Here is a 17746-nt window from a genome sequence, read left to right on the forward strand (position 1 = left end):
CCAGGTGAATGATTCGCATACTGAGGCGAGTTGGGTTCAGCGCGTGGCTGATGCTGCGGTCGAGCACGCCCGAAAATCGTCTTCGGCTTCGATTGTGTGCGCTTCGGGAATCAGCCCGAGTGGGCCGATCCACCTGGGGAATCTACGCGAGGTGATGACGGCGCACCTGGTGGCGGAAGAAATCAAAGCGCGCGGTATTGAGGCGGTGCACGTGCACAGCTGGGATGACTACGACCGCCTCCGCAAGGTACCCGCCGGGCTGCCCGAGGAATGGGCGCGATACATCGGGATGCCCTTGGCGTCCGTCCCCGATCCATACGGCCGCGCCGATTCGTACGCCACGCATTTCATCGACCAATTTATCGCAGCCGTGCGGCGTCTCGGTGTCGAGATGCGCGAGGTCCGTCAGTCTCAGCAATACCCGGCGGGGGCCTACAACGCGTCGATCCGGCACGCGATGGACTCTCGTGGTCGGATCTTCGACATCTTGGAGCAGTTCCAGACCGAGGGCCGCCATGAGACATCGATAGAGGAGCGGCGCGCAGCGTACTTCCCGTTCAAGCCGTACTGCGAGGTGTGTGGGAAGGACGTCACCGAGGTCACCGGTTGGGCCGGGGATTGGGTGTCCTATGAGTGCCGGTGCGGTCACCGCGGTTCGATGAGTTTGGCCGATGGGGCGCGGATCTCGGGCAAGCTGGTGTGGAAGGTCGATTGGCCGATGCGGTGGGCGTTCGAGCGGGTGGCGTTCGAGCCCGCCGGAGAGGACCACCACGCCCCGAGCAGCAGTTTCGCATCAGGCAAGGTGCTGGTGCGCGACATCTTCGGCAGTGCGGCCCCCAGCACCACCGTGTATTCGTTCGTCCGCGTCGCCGGAGGCGGCGCGAAGCTGTCCAGTTCCGCTGGAGGAGCGGCCACCCCGGACACGGCGCTGGATATCCTGGAGCCTGCCATGGTGCGCTGGCTCTACGCCCGGCGGCTGCCGTCCAACTCGTTCACCATTGACCTGGCCCCGTCCGCCGTGCTGCGCCTGTACGACGAATGGGACCGGTTCTCCGCCCGCACCGCCGCCGGTGACGCCTCCCCGGTCGAAGCCCACCTGCATCAGATGAGCGTCCGTACTTCAGCGGGTCCGGTCGAATCGTCCGCCCGGCCTGTCCCTTTCCGGCTGCTGGCCTCGGTCGCCGATATCACCGCGAGCAACGCCGAGCAGATGGAACGCCTTGTGCGCCAACAGCTCACCGCCGATGGTGCCGTAGACCTGCCCGACGACGCCGCGCTACTCACCGAACTCGAACCGCGTTTGAACAACGCTATCCACTATGCGAAGTCGCTGCCCGAGGCCGACCGCACGGTGATCCGGGCGACGTTCAACGCCGAGGCATGGGCGCAACTGGACGAGCATACCCGTGACGGCGTGCAGATGCTCGTTGAGCGCATGACCGGCGCGTGGACGCTCGAGGAGTTGACGACGACGGTCTACGCGGTACCGAAGCTCATGCACGGGTTGCCCGCCGATGCCGCGCCGACGCCGGAGCTGAAGAAGGCGCAGCGCGCGTTCTTCCAGGCCCTCTACCGACTGCTGTGCTCGCGCGATACTGGTCCCCGGCTCCCGACGCTGCTGTTGTCGATCGGGCCGGAGAAGGCCCGGACGCTGTTGGTCCCGCCCGCGTAGTGGTACGCGGGATCCAGCCGCCGGATTCCGGCGGCTGGTCGGTCAGGCCGCGTCGAGCAGGCCCGTGGCCCGCATCCGGGTAACGAACTCGGCCACCGCCTCGCCATCAACGGGGCGGTCGCCGTGGTGGGCGGTTAGTTCGCGGGCGATCTCGGCACAGCTGCGGGTGCCGTCGCAGCGCTGCATCACCTCATAGCCGAGTTCGTCCACCACGGCGACCTCACCGTCTCCGGCGGGCACCAGCACCCAGACATCACCGGTTCGTTTCACCGATGCCGCAACGGCTTTCGGGCGATCTACCATGCTCGTGGTCATTGCGATTCTCCTACGTGTTCGAGCCAGGAATTGACCGCGACCGTCGCCCACAGCGCGGGTCCGTGGTCGTGCTGGCCTGCCAGGTAGTCATCAAGAGCGGCCGCGAGCTTGTCCCCGTCGATCACCGCCCGATCCACCAGCGGACCACCGGCGGCCACCGTGCGGATACTGCTCGCGGCCCGCGTCAGCCCGGCGTGCATCAGCACCCGCGCATCGGCCTTGTCCCGGCGCGCGGCCACCGCCGCGGGCAGCTCGGCGGCGAGCGCGTCCCGCAGCACCACCTTTTCGATTCCGTGTTCGCGCAACATCTCCGGCGGCAGAGCCCACGTCAACGCGGCAAGGTCGGGGTCGAGGAATGGATAGGTGACCCGCACGCCCGCGCGGCGCGCGGTGTCTTCCCACCAGCCGCCGCAGTGCACGCGCCCGGCCGCGCCTGCCTCACCGATCAGCGCCCGCGAATAGGCGGTAGTGAACTGGCCCGGCTCGCTCAGCGTCGGGTAGCCGTCGGCGATCCGGTCCACCAGCCCGCACGCACTGATGTAGGTCTGGGACAGCCACGGCGGGATATCGCCGAGGGCCCGCATAACCCGTGTTCCGCGCCGCTCGTAATCCCCGGCGATCAGGCCATCGACAACCCGCGCCGCGCCCGCCGGATCGGGAAAGGTCACCAGCTCGGCCCGCGCGCCGTCGGTGTCCCCATTGACCCGCCGATCGGCCACGGTGAACACCTGCCCGAGCAGCAGTTCGTCACCGCCCTCGCCCGCGACCACCGACCCCACCGGATCGGGATCAGCCGCGATCCGGCGCAGCATGGCCCAGTTCCGCCCGGCGTAGGTCCACGCCTCCGGCTCATCGCCGAACGGGTACTCGGCCGCCAGCGGCAGCAACGTGTCGGCGGCCAGCCGATCCACCGGAATACCCGTGGCCCGCTCGACCGCATCGACGTACCGCCGTTCGTCGCACGCGGCCAGTTCTCCGGCGCTATAGGTCAGCGCGAACGCTCGCGGCCGCCGATGCAGCCCGCCGGCCATTGCAGCGGCGGCCAGCGATGCCGAGTCGATCCCGCCCGAGAGCAACACCGCGTCCGTGGGACTGCTACACCGCTGCATCGCGGTCAGCAGCCGCGCACGGAACTCGGCCACCAGCTCGCCGCGAGCGAGCCCGGTCACCTGCTCGGCGTCGATCTGCGCCGTTCGGTGCAGGCTGGCCGCGCCGTCGCGCACGATCAGCGCATGGCCAGGCGGCACCCGGCGCACCCCAGCCCACGCGGACCCGGCCGGATCGCACATCGACGGCACCAGGAACGGCGCAAGGCCCATCGCATCCACCGCAATTCCGGAGTTCGCGGCGCGCAGTCCGCGAATCTGCGACGCCACCAGTACCGATCCGTGGCTGGCGAAGTAGAACAGCGGCCGCGCCGACATCGGCGACCGATACACCACCGTCCACCGCTGTTCCCGCGACGCCACAACGCAATGCGCATCCCCGGCGACGGTGCTCAACTTCGCCGCAATCGTCTCCGGCGCGGCCGCGCCATCGAGTTCGCCGAGCCCGACCTTCATCCGACGATGCACCCATGCCGGGGCGGACACCGCCGCCAGCAGGTCACCGCCAGTGAACGTGTACACGCTCCCCGCCGCTGTTCTGCCGTCGTCGGCCCCCGCCGCCACAGACACAGCCGGAAAACCCGCGTGCGCCCATGCCGCGGACCGGTCAGCCATGGCGGCCGCCATCAGCTTCGTATCAGCCCGCGCGTCGCGGCCGGGGGCCACCTGCGCCAGCGCTACCGATGACACCGAGCTACCTCCTCATCCTGGGCCACATGCAGAACCCCCGACAGGGCCACCAGCCGCAGCGCTTCACGGTCGAGTTCGCCGCGCAGCTCCGACACCGCTTCCTCGTCGTCGGTGATCGCGCGACACAACGAGCACATCGAAGAATCGCGAAGATTCCGCGAAACCCGTTGTCTCGCCTCGGAGCTGAGCCGATCGAACAGCGCTCGCGGCCCCCGGGTGTGTATCGAATTGATGATCGGATCAACCGAGGCCGCCGCGAGCGCGCTGCCCGCCTGCGCCGCCGAGTCGATCGACAGCCGCAACGGCGAGTGCACCGTGGCGCCTCGAGCTGGGCCGCAGCAGGTGTAGAAATCGACCTCCGGAGTCAGGATCGGTCGCCCGACCACCCCGCACGGTCCCGTCGGCACATCGGCCATGTCCGCGTCCCGCCGCCGCGCCAAGGCCGCACCCCGACCGAAGGGGAGCACTTCGGCTGTCTCCAGCCGGGCACCGTAGCGTACGGCGGCGGACTCGGCGATCCCGTGCGCTTCGTCCCCGCCCGTGCCGCAGTACTGAACGACCAGTTCCATCCGGGTCGGTGCCGCCGCCTCCAGGAGGTGATGCAGCGTGCCCGCGCCGACGAACCGCGCCGTCTTCTGGGTCAGATGGAACTGGTCGAAGCTGACCGCAAGCTTGTCGAGGCCGGCGGCCACCAGCTCGGCGACGACCGCTGCGGCTTTCGCCGGTGTGCGCGCCCAATAGCCGCTGGTAACCATGGACGACCGCAGCCCGAGGTCATGGGTCAATCGGATCGTCGCCAATGCCAAATCGGGACGGAGCATCGGTTCGCCGCCGGTGACGCATACCCCGTCCACGTATGTAGCCGCGCTGCGTACCGCACCCTCGATCTGCTCCCACGACAAGTCACCCCGCGAACGGGGTGACGAGTCGGTGATGCAGTGATCGCAGGTGAGTGGGCAGGCATTCGTCAGGTGAATCCCGAGCGTGTTGTATCGCATCCCACACCCCGCGCGAACTCAGCTGCTCTGAGAAGAATGGATGTGCGGAGTGATCGTCTCCGGAAGATCATCCACCAGCTCGGATTTCGGGAACGTCGCCAACACGGTGGGCCGCATCGCCTTCCCGGAACTACTCCGACGATCCAGTGCCGCCCTTGGTGAGTCGACTGTCATGATGCCTCTCCTTGTCTATCAATACATTTCGGACTTCAACAGTGTCATGCGTCACATCGAATGGTGTCAATATCGAAAGATGTTGTGGGACTTGATATTTGAAACAAATCGAGCACGTGTCGATGCCGCGTCGCGGCCCTCCTGTGAAGTAGGCCGCAGCGCGGACACTCGATCCGATCATGCGGTGTGAGGTTGGGTGTCGACGCTCCTCCCTGCTGTGTGGCCCGGTGCCGTGTTGGTTCCGGTGCGGCGGATCGGGTAGGCGTAGGGGCGTCGCCTGGCGGTCGGGTCGGTCACGTAGGCGTTGGTCCAGTCCTCAAGTTCCCGCTTGTTCGCATTCGTTTTCCTTTGCTCTTCGTAATAATCTGCGTCACAACATGTTTCACAGTTCGCTGATGTCATCTCGATTCGCGGGGCTTCGTGCGGTCCCCGCCACCGCACGGGCGATACCCGCTCCCACGCGGCGATCACCACGACGCCGGTCGCCACCGTGACAGCGTCTATCCAGGTCACAGCTTGTCCCAACCCTCGTCGGTGCCGGAGTCGTCTCCGTGCACCTGTCGCCAGTACCGCCATAGCTGCCACACGAAAGCGGTGGCCGGGTAAATCGCCGCCGCGAGGAGGCCCCAGGTCACGATGCCGCCTGTTCGGGTTCGAGCCGCGTGAACGTGGTTTTCGGCTCCATCACCAGCACATCGGCCAGGCGCAGCAGCGCCTCGGGCGGTCGACCGTCTACGAAATGCTCGAGGCTGGGCACGATCACGGCGGGTACGCCGGTATTGGCGACCTGGGCGATCAGGTCGTTCTCTGCCGTGAGCGGATCGGAAACCGCCATTGTTTTGGTGTAGCTGTGCCTGAAATCTCCTGCGGCGCTCCGTATTCGGATCTCTGTCGCTTGCTGATGGATACCGGCGATGTCGCGGCGTAGATACCCCAGCACGTCTGGGCGGGTCACAGCTTCGCCTCCAGTTCCGCGTATTCGTTGATCAGTTGGCGCAATCCGTCCACGACCGGCTGCGTCAGGGACAAGTACCTGCCGACTGCGGTCGGGTCGAATCCCTCGCCCCACACAAGGTCATTCATGCCTGCGCCTCCTGCGCGACCGCCGCGAGCGTTTCCTCCGTGGGACTTGCGTCCCGCAGGTATTCGACCCACTTGGGGGGCGGCTGATGCTTTGCCCCGGTATCGAGCGCGCGGTGAATGTGCGTACCCGGAATGCGTTCCGGTACTGCCGGTTTCAGCTCATCAGACACCGGCCACCGCCAGGCCCGCGCAGTCGCCTATCGCCGCCAGCACATCCGCCCCGGACGGCAGGTAGGCGTCCTGCGGCCAATCCACCCACGTCCACCGCTCGACACCGAGCGCGGGACTCGGCAATGCCACCTCGACATCGGTATCGAGCACGTCCCCGTTGACTGGGTGCAGCCATTCCTGTACCCCGGTGCGGTCGTCAATGTCGTTCCGTACGAGGAAGATCCGGCGTCCGGTCGCGGGATGCATTACTACCGGCACGAGCACCCCGTGCCAATAGTCCAGCCGCGCCGCGACCTGCCCGCCGAGCACACCGGGAACGCCGATTGCCCCGAGTTGGGGCGATGTACGTACGGTGATTCGGCCCGTGGCGGCGTACAGGACTGTGGGGAGTCCAACCACTTCCCGGTAGTAGCGGATGCGCGCAAGCAACGCGTTTCGGATTGCCATCGATAGACCTCAATCGGCTTGTTGAGTCGGTCGGAGCCGCCTGCCCGCGCGCTGGTCGGGTCATTTGGCACCTCAACCCCTGTGGCGTGATGAGGTGCCCCCTGCTCGCCCGATGGCTGCCTGGTAGTGCGGCGTTGTTCAACTGTCCCTGTCGGCAAGGGACAGGAAGGACAACGAAGGGACAGGAAGACATCCCAGCTCAGAACCCTTACCCTCGAACCATGGGCGAGCACGTGGGACAGCGCATCGCGGCCGAGCGCAAGATTGCCGGTCTGAGTCAGCGGCAATTGGCCGACCGAGCCGCCTACTCGCTGTCGATGGTGAAAGCCGTTGAGCAGGGACGCGAACCCGCTTCGCCTGGATTCATTTCGGCAGCGGCCAAGGCGCTCAGAGTTGATGCCGACCGTTTGCAGGGCACTCCTTATGTCGAGACCCTGGAAGAGGGGGGACCTATAGAGGGGCTGGTTGAGCTTCGCGCGATACTGGCAGAAGGGTCCTTCGTTCTGCCGACCGAACCGCCTGCCGCAACCGAGTTGGCCGCCTCGCTCGCCGCCGCCGAGAATGCGTTGCGACGGGACAAAACCCGCCAGGCTCTAGCCCTGCTGCCTCTCCTGATTCGTCAGTTGCACGGAGCTATTCATGCGGCCCGTGACGACGAACAGCGTGTCGCCGCTTATCGGATGCTCTGCGCGGCGTACATCGTCGCCGAGGGGGCGTGCGTTCGTCTCGGCTATTCGTCCATGACGGCGTTGGTCCTTGACCGGCTCGACTCGGCGGCGCAGAACGCCAACGATCCCGGATATCTGGTGCGCAGCCTGATGAAGCGGTCCCGGCTGCTGATGGCGCACGACTCGACCGATGTTGCGATGGCGTTGGTAGATCGTGGGCTAGCCATGGCTGCGGGCGGGAGTGATGCGGAGCTGGTACTTCGTGGATACGGATACCTGCGCGGCGCGATCGTGTCGGCGCGCGGGCGACGACTCGACCGCGCGAACGAATATTTGACCGAAGCCCGCGCCATCGCGTCACCAATGCGAAGCGAAAGCAACCTGTACACAACCGATTTCGGCCCCGGCAATGTCGAGATCCACGCGTGCGCGGTCGAACTGGAAGCGGGAGACCCAGGAAAAGCAGCCCGTGACGGAGCCGCCCTGGCGCTGCCGAGCGACGTGCCCGCGCCCAGAGCGGGCCATCACTGGCAGGACAACGCGCGGGCATGGCTGATGACCGGCAAGCCCGACAAGGCGCTCATCGCGCTCAACAAGGCCCGCACGGTCGCACCGCAGCAGACCCGCCTACACCCGTCCGTCCGCGAGACCGTCCACGGTATCGCGCAGGCGCAGCGGCGCCAGTCCGACAGCTTGCTGGGGTTCGCCACCTGGCTGGGGGCCGCGCTGTAGCCATCGTGACCGTGTGAACGGGAATCGGGAGAATTGATACATCACCTGGGTCTGCTGTCGGCTCCGTCTTCGCCGGTTTGTACTTCGCCGGTGTTGCCGCACCAGCGGCAGCCGCCGCCGTTGCAGTACCAGCACAGCGCCCAAGCGTGGGTGCAGATCCCGTGCTGCCGCGGGTGGGCGGCGCGGGATCTGTGTGTCAGAACGGGCACTCGTCGTCCGACGGTTGCGGGTGGCGGACCATCGCGATTTCTTCGGCTGACACGGGTTTCCAGTCGAAGACATGGGTGGCGCGGCGTCGCTGGACGACTTGGGCTTCAGCGGAAGCGAATCCGAGGGCCTTCGCATCGGCGTTCATGCGATCGAAGTAGTGGATTGCGTCATGGAGTGGTGCGTCGTTGTCGAACGTGATGGCTTCGCCGTCACGTTTTCGGACGCCGTATTCCTGGGCTGAGGCGATAGGTCTGTGGCGGGGCGTCGGGGTTTGGTCGTCTTCGGCGGTGGCGTAGGCGAGGGCGTCGGTGAGGGCATCCATGAGTTGGTTGGCGCGGGCGATGATCGCTTTGGTGTCGGCGATATCGGCTTGGTCGGCGCGGGCAGGGATGGCGGATTCTCCGAATCGGGTTTGGAGGTGGTCGGCGACGAGCTGGTGGGCCAGGCGGTTGATGATGTCGATGCGGTCGGGTGTTTCGGTACCCGGCTGCTTGTATTCGGTGGCGTCGGCGATGTTGTAGCCCAGTTTCGCTTTGTCGTGTTCCTGTCCTTTGGTGCAGGTGGCAAGGATCTGCGTCGACCCTGGTGTGGGGTCGTGTACGAAACAGCGTTGGTCGCAGAATTTGCAGGATGGACCCATAGGTTCCGGCTCCTCCGGTTCGTGACGGCTATTCCGTCGCCGAGAAATAATATACATTCATTAGTGTGTATTTTCGAGCGGTTGCTATCTCGAAAATACGTTGTGGTGCAGCGCAATCACGCCGCTTGGCTCTGAGCGCCAATGTGGACATCACGTGAGCGCGAATCCCGACACCACTCCCCGCCCGCTCGATGCCCATGAGCACGAATTTCGACACCACGGTCCGGGCACCGCTCGCCCGGTCCGCGCACCGTCCGGCAGCAGCAGGCCGCCGATTCTCGCTGGTCTGGGCGACCTCCGCACGGACGGTGCGATCCGGTGGCGCGATGGCCGTCTGTGCAACGGCCTGCCCTCTCGTCTAGGTGGTGTCGAAATTCGCGCTCACAATCGGAGGACCAAGATCGCAAAGCGGTGTTCGAATTCGCGCTCGGGTGGTGTCAGTTTTCGCGCTCATAGCCAGCCGCTGACTCGTCATGCGTCAGGCATGCCTTCGCGTGTAGTGGAGCGGTGGCGGACGACCTGCCGTTGGCTGATTCCCAGCCGGTCCGCGATCTCGTCGGCAGTCCGGCCCAGTGCGGTCAGTTGGGCGACTTGTCGGCGTCGTTCGGCGGCGCGTTCCCTCAACCCGGTTCCGGTCGGTTGGCCGGACGGTTTGACCGACACGCGCGGGTCATCGATATCGTGGTCTTCCCAGTCCAGCGGCGGTGCCCAGAGCTTGGTACGGGCGGCATTGCGAACCAATCGCGTCCTGCCTGCGGTTCCCGGTGTGCCGGACAGTCTTTCGTACGCGTCGCGGATCGTGGCCCATGTCTGCCAGGCGATGAGGATGCGTTCATGGCCTGGGCGGGTCATCTGACGGATGGCGCCTGTCGAGATGCCGGGTGTGTGCTCGGCTACTGCCGGCCAGGTCCATCCGATCGCTTGCAGCGCCCGCAGTCGGCGGACCGCCCCGACCGCGAGGACGTTGCCTTGCCGCTCGGTCGGACGGAAGTCGACGGCCATGATCGCGGCGGCTTGCCGGATGCGGATAGTCGCCCATTTCGCTTCTACGACCGAGCGGACACAGACTTCGGTGCAGCCGGCGTCTCGAGCGATGGACGCCATCGGCAGTCCCAACGCCGTCAGCTCAAGTATGTGCGCGCGCACGGGTTCGGGAGAGATGTAGCCGGGCGCTCCCCCGTAACGGGTGCGTAGTTCAAAGCGCGCGCGTTTCCAACCGCGCGCGCGGAACCGTGACGGCTCGTATGAGGTGGTCACGAAACGCAATTCGGGTCTCCGATCTGGAACAGGGGCAGCGTCGCATCGGCGGCAGCGGCCCGTGGGTGAGGGCGGGTGGGATGGATGACCAAAACTTGCGGGGGACAGGGGGTGTCGCAGCGGCGGCGCATCTCGGCCAACTGGTCTATGAGTTGGGCGCGGGAATCACGCAACCGGTCGCGATCCGCGAGTAGTTGTGCCATCGCGGCCGGGGTCACTTGGGAGGCGCGGACCTGCCTCCGCGCGTCCTCGGCCGCGGCTTCGGCCGCCAGCAGACGCGCCGTCAATACGGCGATCGGATCGATGCGCGCCATTTGCACGGTGCGCCGCGAGCAGTGCAACCACGCCGCGATGGTGTCGTTCGGATGGCCGCGGTGGGTGAGTTGGGCGACGAGCCACGCGCGGTCGCTAGTGGCCAGGTCGTTGCTGTGGACGCGGCCCGCTATGGCGGCGTCGATCAGGTGTTCGTCGGGGTGCCAGCGGGCCTGGCGGAGCGGTACGACGGACATGGGTTCACCTCCGGGTTCGGGTGTCGGGGTCGCAGTCGTAGACGGTGGCGGTGCCGCTGCGCAGGTGCTTCTTGCAGACCACGCATGGGGCGGGCTGGGATGCGTGCTCGGGGGTGAGCCAGCCGGTGCCCCGACAGCGGGTGTTGTGCCAGTGCCATTCGCGCGGTGTCGGCTCGCGGTAGCTCACGCGGACACCGGTTCTCGCGTAGGGATGGCGGCGGGCGTGGTGTGGCGGCGGGGTCGGGCGGCGAGGGCGGCGCGCACCTTGTCCGCGCCGCGTCGGGCGGTTTCGATGGCGCACGGATCGTGCAGGCATTTCAGCCCGGGACCGACGTATCCGTCCACGTCGCACGATTCGCAGGCGGCGATCTGGTCGGCCTCGTCGCGGTTGCGGGCGATGACCTCGGCCCGGGTAGCGGCGGCCTGGGCAGCGGCTTGCTCCGTCTCCCATGCTTTGCGGGCGCGGCGTTGGTCTCCGCATGGGCCGCAAGGGGTCTCGGTGCCTCCGGGGTGGTTGGCGCACCACGGTTGCGGCGGGCCTGCCGGATCATCGTCTCTCGAATTCGAGACAGGGGAGGGGTTGTCCACAGCCGGGGCGGGCGCGTGGTGACGTACCCCGGATAAGCAATCCCCTGTTCTATGGACGGTTCTAAAGGACGGTTCTATAGAGGGGGCAGCAGTGTCCCCCGGCGACCGGTCACCCGTGGCCCCTCGCGGGGGGACAACCGTGTCCGCCCGTTCGGGTTGTCCGGCCGCCGATGTCCGGTCGCGGGGGGACAGATTGTCCGGCCGTTTCGGGCAGTTGTCCACACGCTCAGGGTCGTCATCGCGCCGCATCGACATGTCCAGGTCCCACACGATCGGCCGCCGATCCTTCGGCAGGTGCGCCACCAACCGCTGATCACCACGCCGAATCAGTCCCCGTTCCTCCAGCGCTCGCAGATGTCGCCGGACGGTGCGTTCGTCGCAGCGGCCGAACTTCGCGAGGGTGGCCTGTTTCGGGAAGGCGCTGGTGCCGTCACTATGTGCGGCATCGGCCAACCCCCACAGGATCACCAGCTCCTGCGCGGATTTGGTGGGTGCGTCGTGGAGTGCCCACGTAGTGGTGGCGATGCTCAACCCGGCTCCTCCGGTTCAGTGGCGGCTAATCCGCCCAAGCGACCTCAATAATACATACATAAGCGTGTAACAAGGGGGGCTACACGCGGTACTTCGTGGCGATAGTCAGCAGCGGGCCACTGTCGTCGGGCAGCAGCACCCAGCGCCGCCACAACCACACCGCCACATCAGACGACGATTCCCCAGCGCAAAGCCAGAACCCCGAATCCATCGCCGCGGCCGGATTGGCCTCTACCCAACCATGACAACCGGTCGTGCCAGACCCGCACAGCGCCAACAGGTTCGACGGCTCCCAAGTACCGCCCTGGGAGCGCTTGCGGCGATGGTGCACGCTATATCCAGCGGTGCCGCACCGCTCGCACCGCCCTCCGCACCGTGCCTCCACGATGCGGCGGGCCTCCGATTCGGTGATCACGCGGCACCCCGGCCTGCGATCTCATACTGGGACCGAACACTGGCGCCTATCGATTGAACCGCGCTGAGCTGGTCCTTCAACGACTCTGAACGCGACTTCGCGTAGTGGTACGCGATATCGGCGACGGTCAGCTTGTCGCGCAGCTCCGCCGTCGCCAGGATCGCGGCGTACTTCTTCTCATGCGCCGGACCCTTGTGCGCCATATAGGCGCGGGCAGTGGCCTTCTCAAGCTCGTTCTTCGCGTGCGCGTACACGGAATACGCCTCCGCCAGCTCGTCCACACCCTGCGTGATCAGATGGTCGATGGTGGCCAAGCGCTGCTCCACAGCGACCGGTGACCACACCTCACGCGCCCTGGTCATCGACCGCCCTCCGGTCATCGGCGGGAGCAGTACCGTGCTCGGTGCGGTACCGGGCGTCCAGCGCCCGGATAGAACCGGGATCGGTGGCGTCGCGGATGTCCAGGCCATTGTTCGCGGCAGCGAAGTCGTTCATGGCCGTGCGGGGATGGATGCCCAGTTCGCGACACAGGGCCTCCAGCTCGTTGCGCGCATCCTGCGCCGCTTGGCTGTAGGCGACGCGCTCATGTGAGCTGGCGTCGGGGTCCGGCTCGTTCGTCGGAATCGTCAACCCCTGCAACAAGAACACGCGGTAAGCGACACTCTGCGCCTTCGCCACGGCCTTGTCGCCCGCGTCGCTGGCTTGACCGAATGTCACACCGGAGAACGAGTCACCGGCCGGGCCGAACACGGTGTAGCGCATCCGGACGATCACGCCCTGCATGGCCGTGCCCCTGGCAGTCTGATACCGCTCGACCTCGATATCCTCGGCGGTCGGGAGGATCACTACCCCGTGCTCGCGCAGGACCGGACCCACAGCATCGGTCACCGTGTCTATTCCGCGAAAATGAAACCGCTGATCCTTGTTGTATTCCCCCTTGCCGATCGCCTGAACGGCAGCCATCACCGCCGAGAAAGCCTCCACCACCGTTGGTTTCGTATCCGCCATGGTCACGCCTCCAGCTCTCGCAGCACTGAGGATGCGGAAACCATCGCCCGCACCACCGCGCGGGCGTTCGTGGTAGCCCGCACACTCAGCACTGGCGTCGGCAGCCTGCGCTCGGTACCCGGCACGTCCTCGGACTCCGCGCGGTCCAACGCTTGCTCCTTTACCGGACCCGGCACACTCGAATGGATGGTGACCAGGTGCGGGGCGTGCTCGGCCAGAACTGCTGCCACTTCCTCAGCGGGACCGAATTCCGGCCAGACCTCGATACGAGAGGGATAGGTTGACCTGCACCACTTCTCGAATGCGTCGCGGTCAACGATGTATGCCTCTGCGCGCGGGTCCGACATGGTGACCGTGCCCAGCGACAGAGTGTCATCAGCAGGGTGGCGGCCGGTGATCTTCGAGCCGCGCGGCATCCGCTTCGACAGCTCGGCCTTGTGCAGGTCGCGTTGCTCGCCAACGAATTTGGCGAGGTCTGCCAGCACAGCCGCGCGTGCGGCAAGGGTTTCGGTGTCGATCTGTTCGAGCGGTGTGCCCATTGCACAGCCTCCTTGTACCATATCGGGCATATCGGGCATATCGGGCATGTTCAGTGCTCCTCTTGGGGCGCGGCCGTCGGAATCGGCAGCGCGTCACCACCGCCCAGCCGTCTATGCAGGGCGGCAAGACCTTTCGCGGTGATCCGGATCGTCGGCGCGGGAAGACGCCTCTCACCGGATGGTTCGTGCAGGTATGGGTGTCCCAACTTCTCCACCAGGCGGCCGGTGTCGACCTGGGTCTGATACGCCTTCCACGCATCCGTGCTGGCGTCACGGAAAACCCAGCCCTCTCCCTGCATGAACCGAAACAGTCGATCGCGGCCGATCGAGATATTCGAGTCGCGGGAAAGAACTTTCGCTGCGTCAGCGACCGAGTAGTCCCCACTCGATTCCGCGAGATGTGACCAAGCGGAGGCGGGAGCGGTCAAGGCGCGGGCGTGCTGCTCGGCCTCGATGCGCGCGGCTTCCTCAATGGCGGCGCGTTCCTCGGCGGCGACCAGTTGGCGCGCGTACTCCAGCGGGGTGAGGCGGTTCACGGCCTGGCCGTAGCCGCCGGTTTTACGGATCGCGGGCAATACCTCGCCGGTAACCCATCGGCGCACTCGTCGCGCAGTGTCCTTGTTGCTCTGGAAGATCAGCGCGTACAGGCCGGACTCGTTCACGGCAATGAGGGATTGAACCTGCGGGGCGATACTCCGCAAAAACTGCGGAGTATCTGACCTGCGCAAATGGGTCCGGTCGTCTTCGTCCACCATCTTCAGGGCCGATGACGTGTCGCGAAGATCAAGCATCCGGCACGCATCGGCCGCGACAAACCACGGCTCACCGTCGATGACGATCGTCCGTAGTTGCGCACCCTCGTAGATGAAAGGCATCAGATCGACGGTCACGCCGACCTCCGATTGGCCGCGCATTCACGCTCGACCTGCCGCTCGGACGGCAGCGAATTGTAGTAGGACGCCAGGGATTCGGCATCCACGAGGATCTGGGAACCAGCGTACCGAGCGGCAAGCCGGTTCCGGCGCACCAGGTCTCGAATGGTCCACTCACTCATCCCGGTCGCTGCGGCGGCCTGCTTCACGCTGTAGCTGATCTGCACCGCGACAGGCGTTGCCAGGTCGTCCGGTGTTCGCGCCCTGGTCATGACGCGGCATCCCATTCCTGCTGGGCGGCCTTCGTGATGTCTGCCAATGGCTTCCCCAGCCATTGGCAGACGGTCACGAGTTCATTCAGGTCGAAAGCGTATGTGCCTGATACCCGGTTGGTTGCTGTGCCTTCGGAAACCCCGAGGAGCCTGGCCAAATCGACGCGTGATTTTCGTTGACGGGCCATCTCAGCACGGATTTCCGTGGCCACGAAGCTCGCGTAGCTGGCTGTCGGCTGATCCATACCTCAACCCTAGTCCTTAAATAAGGATTGAGCAAGGCAGTTAAGGATTGAATTGATTTGTTAAGGACTGTGCACATCATTGAGGGATTCACCCTCTAACTGGTACCGTTTTGCTCATGAGTAAGGCAGCCAAAGGGCCTGCTGGCCCATACGCCCTCGCGGTGGCCGACGAGATCAGGGCCGAACTGGCGCGGCGCAATCTCGAGCAGAAGACCGTCGTAGAGGTCACAGGGATCTCGTCCAGCTACCTGTCCGCCCGCCTACGCGGAGACAAACCATTCGACCTCAACGACATCGAGACAATCGCCGAAGCGCTCGGCATGAGTCCCCACACTCTCCTGACGCGAGCGGACCTACTGACGCAAAGCCGAGGCGCCACCGCCGAAGACGGGTATGGCCCCCGCGTCACCGGCAAAGGGTCCGTCACCGGCGAGACAAGCATCGAGAAAATCGATCAGCTCAAAGCGCGGCGGTCCGCGACCCGCCGCGCCATCTAGTCAGCGCGGCGGCTCGAACACCGAGCACACCCAACCCAACCCATCCACGCCCCGCCAGCCAACACCGGTTGGCCCATCAATGCGCGCGATCCTCGCCTGTCGGATAAGCTCCACCTGCTGTTCGACCGTCGCATCGTCGGCCGCCACCACCTCGACAGTGCCGTCGTAATTGACAATGAGACAACCGATTTCGGCATACAGCGTTGCCGGATCGATGGCCACACGACCGCACGGCTCCGCCATCACGATCCCAAGCTCACTCAGCGCAGCCAGAGTCCGCGGAATGATCATCTGCGCTCGCGAACCGCGAACCTCGCTTCGATCCCCCGCCGTGCGGCGCGCCCAGTCTGGTGCGCTCACCGCGTCGGCCTCGGATGTAATCGACCGCTCTCTGACTCGCTGCACTCGCCCCTCATCGCCTTGCGACCTCCCACTGCCACTTATCCCGAACATACATTCGGACGTTTCCGAATGGAAGCGCCGCCGCAAAACCCCAGCGACCAAGCCATGGCCACCGGAGTGAGCGGAGGGGCGGAATCTCCATGTGTGTCATCACATGCAATCGCCATAGATCCGCCCCATCCCTCGGCGCTGAACGCGCTGGTAGCCAGTCATGATAGGACGAACCGGCCGGTTTTACCGGCAAATCGTCCGCTTTATGATGTTGTTACCATTTAGAATGTTTGCCGGACCCCTGCGTGTCAGGGTGAGTTGAGACCACCGGTTCACAGCAACTTCTGCCTGACGCGGGGCGAGATCGGATCTATCCGTCGATGACTACGGCGATGCCGGTGCGCGAGACTGGGCGCATGGTTTCTTCTGCTCGGGGCGATGGTCCCCGCCGTCGGCGCGCGTTCACCGCGGCCGAGAAATTGGCGCACCTGACCGCCTATGAGCAAGCGGTCACCGCTGGGAAGAGGGGCGGCAAACTCACCGCCGAACAAGCCGAGATCGCCCGGCTGAAGCAGGAGTTGGAGTTGAAGGACAAACGATTGGCGACCACCGAGGCCGCGCTGGACATCATGGGAAAAGCGGTCGCGCTCTTGGAAACGATCTCCGAGAGCGCGGAGCAGGACCAGCGGCCCGGCAAGCGTTGAGCAGCGCCTACGCCCGACCGCGCGAGGCCGGGGTGGCCACCCGCGCGGCCGCGGCCCTGACCGGCCTGTCGCGAGCCACGATGAACAGGAATACCAAACCCAGTGCCGCGCAACAGCTCCCGCAACGTCGGTCGACACCGCGCAACAAGCTCACCGACGCCGAGCGGGTGCGGGTGCTGGCGGTGCTGAACTCGCCAGAGTTCGTCGATTGTGCACCGTTGACGGTGTGGGCGACCCTGCTCGACGAGGGCACCTACCTGTGCTCGGTGTCCACGATGTATCGGATTCTGGCCGAGAACACCCTGGTCAAGGAGCGAAGACGCTTGGCGCGGCACCCGAAATCGAACTGCCCGGAACTGGTGGCCACCGCACCGCGCCAGGTGTATTCGTGGGACATCACCAAGCCGGCCGGGCCGGGCAAGGGCATCTATTACGACGCCTACGTGATGATCGACATCTATTCCCGCTACATTGTCGGCTGTCATGTCCATCACCGCGAATCCGGTGTGCTGGCAGCGGAATTGATGGAACAGATCTTCGGCACACACGGCGTCCCGCACGTAGTCCACGCCGACCGGGGCACCGCCATGACCTCGAAATCGGTGACCGCGCTGCTGGCCGACCTCGAGGTCACCCGCTAGCACTCGCGGCCACGGGTGTCCAACGACAACCCGTACTCCGCGGCGTGGTTCAAGACCCTGAAATACGCGCCGGAATTCCCCACCCGGTTCGGATCACTCTGGCAGGCACGGCAATTCATGAACCATTTCGTCGACTGGTACAACCACCGACACCGCCACACCGGGATCGGGCTGCACACTCCGGCCGAGGTGTTCCACGGCCTGGCCGCCGCCCGCGACGCCGAACGCCGCCGGGTTCTCACCGCCGCCCGTGCCCGCCACCCGCACCGATTCGGCGCCATCACCACCGCCCCGAAGATCATCGACCTACCCACCGCCGCGTGGATCAACCAACCCGAACAGGAGGACCAGCGACCCCAAGCGGCATAA

General features: G+C 65.7%; 24 protein-coding genes and 1 pseudogene. 4 read left to right on the forward strand and 21 right to left on the reverse strand.

Annotated features, from left to right (window positions below; all coding sequences use genetic code 11):
- Window positions 1-4 precede the first annotated feature (4 nt).
- The gene (gene lysS, locus D5S18_RS24930) at window positions 5-1672 is read left to right on the forward strand and encodes a lysine--tRNA ligase (RefSeq protein ID WP_120043579.1); all 1668 of its coding nucleotides are present in this window, start codon (window positions 5-7) and stop codon (window positions 1670-1672) included.
- 42 nt (window positions 1673-1714) lie between these two features.
- Here lysS and D5S18_RS24935 read toward each other — a convergent pair whose 3' ends face one another.
- From D5S18_RS24935 to D5S18_RS24955, 8 genes are all read right to left on the reverse strand, one after another.
- The gene (locus D5S18_RS24935) at window positions 1715-1987 is read right to left on the reverse strand and encodes a PqqD family protein (RefSeq protein ID WP_120043529.1); all 273 of its coding nucleotides are present in this window, start codon (window positions 1985-1987) and stop codon (window positions 1715-1717) included.
- Window positions 1984-3783 carry an asparagine synthase-related protein gene (locus D5S18_RS24940; protein ID WP_147404139.1) on the reverse strand — a complete coding sequence of 600 codons (1800 nt, stop codon included), beginning with the start codon at window positions 3781-3783 and terminating at the stop codon, window positions 1984-1986. The genes D5S18_RS24935 and D5S18_RS24940 overlap by 4 nt, the downstream gene beginning before the upstream one ends.
- Window positions 3771-4781: a radical SAM protein gene (locus tag D5S18_RS24945; RefSeq protein WP_120043531.1), complete on the reverse strand. Its 1011-nt coding sequence runs from the start codon at window positions 4779-4781 to the stop codon at window positions 3771-3773. The genes D5S18_RS24940 and D5S18_RS24945 overlap by 13 nt, the downstream gene beginning before the upstream one ends.
- A 683-nt stretch (window positions 4782-5464) precedes the next feature.
- Window positions 5465-5590: a hypothetical protein gene (locus D5S18_RS36165; RefSeq protein ID WP_282434876.1), complete on the reverse strand. Its 126-nt coding sequence runs from the start codon at window positions 5588-5590 to the stop codon at window positions 5465-5467.
- Window positions 5587-5790: a hypothetical protein gene (locus D5S18_RS24950; RefSeq protein ID WP_120043532.1), complete on the reverse strand. Its 204-nt coding sequence runs from the start codon at window positions 5788-5790 to the stop codon at window positions 5587-5589. The genes D5S18_RS36165 and D5S18_RS24950 overlap by 4 nt, the downstream gene beginning before the upstream one ends.
- A 116-nt stretch (window positions 5791-5906) precedes the next feature.
- Window positions 5907-6038 carry a hypothetical protein gene (locus tag D5S18_RS36170; RefSeq protein ID WP_282434877.1) on the reverse strand — a complete coding sequence of 44 codons (132 nt, stop codon included), beginning with the start codon at window positions 6036-6038 and terminating at the stop codon, window positions 5907-5909.
- Window positions 6035-6208 carry a hypothetical protein gene (locus tag D5S18_RS35005; protein ID WP_158607950.1) on the reverse strand — a complete coding sequence of 58 codons (174 nt, stop codon included), beginning with the start codon at window positions 6206-6208 and terminating at the stop codon, window positions 6035-6037. Before D5S18_RS35005 ends, D5S18_RS36170 begins: the two co-directional genes overlap by 4 nt.
- The gene (locus D5S18_RS24955) at window positions 6201-6656 is read right to left on the reverse strand and encodes a hypothetical protein (RefSeq protein WP_147404141.1); all 456 of its coding nucleotides are present in this window, start codon (window positions 6654-6656) and stop codon (window positions 6201-6203) included. Before D5S18_RS24955 ends, D5S18_RS35005 begins: the two co-directional genes overlap by 8 nt.
- A 221-nt stretch (window positions 6657-6877) precedes the next feature.
- Here D5S18_RS24955 and D5S18_RS24960 point away from each other — a divergent pair, with 221 nt between their 5' ends.
- The gene (locus tag D5S18_RS24960; protein WP_120043534.1) at window positions 6878-8056 is read left to right on the forward strand and encodes a helix-turn-helix domain-containing protein; all 1179 of its coding nucleotides are present in this window, start codon (window positions 6878-6880) and stop codon (window positions 8054-8056) included.
- A gap of 196 nt (window positions 8057-8252) precedes the next feature.
- Here the strand turns inward: D5S18_RS24960 and D5S18_RS24965 are convergent, their stop codons facing one another.
- The 12 genes from D5S18_RS24965 to D5S18_RS25015 form a co-directional block, all read right to left on the reverse strand.
- The gene (locus D5S18_RS24965) at window positions 8253-8906 is read right to left on the reverse strand and encodes a hypothetical protein (protein ID WP_120043535.1); all 654 of its coding nucleotides are present in this window, start codon (window positions 8904-8906) and stop codon (window positions 8253-8255) included.
- A 471-nt stretch (window positions 8907-9377) separates the two neighbouring features.
- Window positions 9378-10163: a helix-turn-helix domain-containing protein gene (locus D5S18_RS24970; protein WP_120043536.1), complete on the reverse strand. Its 786-nt coding sequence runs from the start codon at window positions 10161-10163 to the stop codon at window positions 9378-9380.
- Window positions 10160-10672 (reverse strand): hypothetical protein, encoded by a 513-nt coding sequence (locus D5S18_RS24975; RefSeq protein WP_120043537.1) that lies wholly within the window; start codon window positions 10670-10672, stop codon window positions 10160-10162. The genes D5S18_RS24970 and D5S18_RS24975 overlap by 4 nt, the downstream gene beginning before the upstream one ends.
- A 4-nt stretch (window positions 10673-10676) precedes the next feature.
- Window positions 10677-10859, reverse strand: coding sequence for a hypothetical protein (locus D5S18_RS24980; protein ID WP_120043538.1), 183 nt, complete (start codon window positions 10857-10859; stop codon window positions 10677-10679).
- Window positions 10856-11791, reverse strand: a complete 936-nt coding sequence (locus tag D5S18_RS24985; RefSeq protein WP_120043539.1) for a helix-turn-helix domain-containing protein — start codon at window positions 11789-11791, stop codon at window positions 10856-10858. The genes D5S18_RS24980 and D5S18_RS24985 overlap by 4 nt, the downstream gene beginning before the upstream one ends.
- Before the next feature lie 79 nt (window positions 11792-11870).
- Window positions 11871-12206, reverse strand: coding sequence for an HNH endonuclease (locus tag D5S18_RS34535; protein WP_147404145.1), 336 nt, complete (start codon window positions 12204-12206; stop codon window positions 11871-11873).
- Window positions 12203-12520, reverse strand: coding sequence for a hypothetical protein (locus D5S18_RS24990; RefSeq protein WP_147404146.1), 318 nt, complete (start codon window positions 12518-12520; stop codon window positions 12203-12205). The genes D5S18_RS34535 and D5S18_RS24990 overlap by 4 nt, the downstream gene beginning before the upstream one ends.
- Before the next feature lie 31 nt (window positions 12521-12551).
- Window positions 12552-13214 carry an ERF family protein gene (locus D5S18_RS24995; RefSeq protein WP_120043541.1) on the reverse strand — a complete coding sequence of 221 codons (663 nt, stop codon included), beginning with the start codon at window positions 13212-13214 and terminating at the stop codon, window positions 12552-12554.
- A 2-nt stretch (window positions 13215-13216) separates the two neighbouring features.
- On the reverse strand, window positions 13217-13753 hold the full coding sequence (locus tag D5S18_RS25000; RefSeq protein WP_147404148.1) for a hypothetical protein: 537 nt from the start codon (window positions 13751-13753) through the stop codon (window positions 13217-13219).
- Window positions 13754-13803: 50 nt separating this feature from the next.
- Window positions 13804-14643, reverse strand: a complete 840-nt coding sequence (locus D5S18_RS25005) for a phage antirepressor (RefSeq protein WP_239003985.1) — start codon at window positions 14641-14643, stop codon at window positions 13804-13806.
- Window positions 14640-14897 carry a helix-turn-helix domain-containing protein gene (locus D5S18_RS25010; RefSeq protein ID WP_158607951.1) on the reverse strand — a complete coding sequence of 86 codons (258 nt, stop codon included), beginning with the start codon at window positions 14895-14897 and terminating at the stop codon, window positions 14640-14642. Before D5S18_RS25010 ends, D5S18_RS25005 begins: the two co-directional genes overlap by 4 nt.
- Entirely contained in the window at window positions 14894-15142 is a 249-nt protein-coding gene (locus D5S18_RS25015) for a helix-turn-helix domain-containing protein (RefSeq protein WP_120043545.1), read from the reverse strand. The genes D5S18_RS25010 and D5S18_RS25015 overlap by 4 nt, the downstream gene beginning before the upstream one ends.
- Window positions 15143-15258: 116 nt before the next feature.
- Here D5S18_RS25015 and D5S18_RS25020 point away from each other — a divergent pair, with 116 nt between their 5' ends.
- The gene (locus tag D5S18_RS25020; protein WP_120043546.1) at window positions 15259-15639 is read left to right on the forward strand and encodes a helix-turn-helix domain-containing protein; all 381 of its coding nucleotides are present in this window, start codon (window positions 15259-15261) and stop codon (window positions 15637-15639) included.
- Here D5S18_RS25020 and D5S18_RS25025 read toward each other — a convergent pair whose 3' ends face one another.
- Window positions 15640-15999 carry a hypothetical protein gene (locus D5S18_RS25025; protein ID WP_147404150.1) on the reverse strand — a complete coding sequence of 120 codons (360 nt, stop codon included), beginning with the start codon at window positions 15997-15999 and terminating at the stop codon, window positions 15640-15642.
- Window positions 16000-16424: 425 nt separating this feature from the next.
- Between D5S18_RS25025 and D5S18_RS25030 the strand changes: the two are divergent.
- Window positions 16425-17746: pseudogene (locus D5S18_RS25030) on the forward strand (transposase).

This window comes from Nocardia panacis (assembly GCF_003598715.1).
Classification (GTDB): domain Bacteria; phylum Actinomycetota; class Actinomycetes; order Mycobacteriales; family Mycobacteriaceae; genus Nocardia; species Nocardia panacis.

Excerpts from the sequence above, each read along its gene's own strand:
- D5S18_RS24935 (WP_120043529.1), bottom strand. The coding sequence starts at position 1,987 with ATGACCACGAGCATGGTAGATCGCCCGAAAGCCGTTGCGGCATCGGTG.
- D5S18_RS25015 (WP_120043545.1), bottom strand. The coding sequence starts at position 15,142 with ATGGATCAGCCGACAGCCAGCTACGCGAGCTTCGTGGCCACGGAAATC.
- D5S18_RS24945 (WP_120043531.1), bottom strand. The coding sequence starts at position 4,781 with ATGCGATACAACACGCTCGGGATTCACCTGACGAATGCCTGCCCACTC.
- D5S18_RS24955 (WP_147404141.1), bottom strand. The coding sequence starts at position 6,656 with ATGGCAATCCGAAACGCGTTGCTTGCGCGCATCCGCTACTACCGGGAA.
- D5S18_RS24975 (WP_120043537.1), bottom strand. The coding sequence starts at position 10,672 with ATGTCCGTCGTACCGCTCCGCCAGGCCCGCTGGCACCCCGACGAACAC.
- D5S18_RS25010 (WP_158607951.1), bottom strand. The coding sequence starts at position 14,897 with ATGACCAGGGCGCGAACACCGGACGACCTGGCAACGCCTGTCGCGGTG.
- D5S18_RS24960 (WP_120043534.1), top strand. The coding sequence starts at position 6,878 with ATGGGCGAGCACGTGGGACAGCGCATCGCGGCCGAGCGCAAGATTGCC.
- D5S18_RS24965 (WP_120043535.1), bottom strand. The coding sequence starts at position 8,906 with ATGGGTCCATCCTGCAAATTCTGCGACCAACGCTGTTTCGTACACGAC.
- D5S18_RS25000 (WP_147404148.1), bottom strand. The coding sequence starts at position 13,753 with ATGGGCACACCGCTCGAACAGATCGACACCGAAACCCTTGCCGCACGC.
- D5S18_RS36170 (WP_282434877.1), bottom strand. The coding sequence starts at position 6,038 with ATGAATGACCTTGTGTGGGGCGAGGGATTCGACCCGACCGCAGTCGGC.
- D5S18_RS25020 (WP_120043546.1), top strand. The coding sequence starts at position 15,259 with ATGAGTAAGGCAGCCAAAGGGCCTGCTGGCCCATACGCCCTCGCGGTG.
- D5S18_RS24995 (WP_120043541.1), bottom strand. The coding sequence starts at position 13,214 with ATGGCGGATACGAAACCAACGGTGGTGGAGGCTTTCTCGGCGGTGATG.
- D5S18_RS24950 (WP_120043532.1), bottom strand. The coding sequence starts at position 5,790 with ATGGCGGTTTCCGATCCGCTCACGGCAGAGAACGACCTGATCGCCCAG.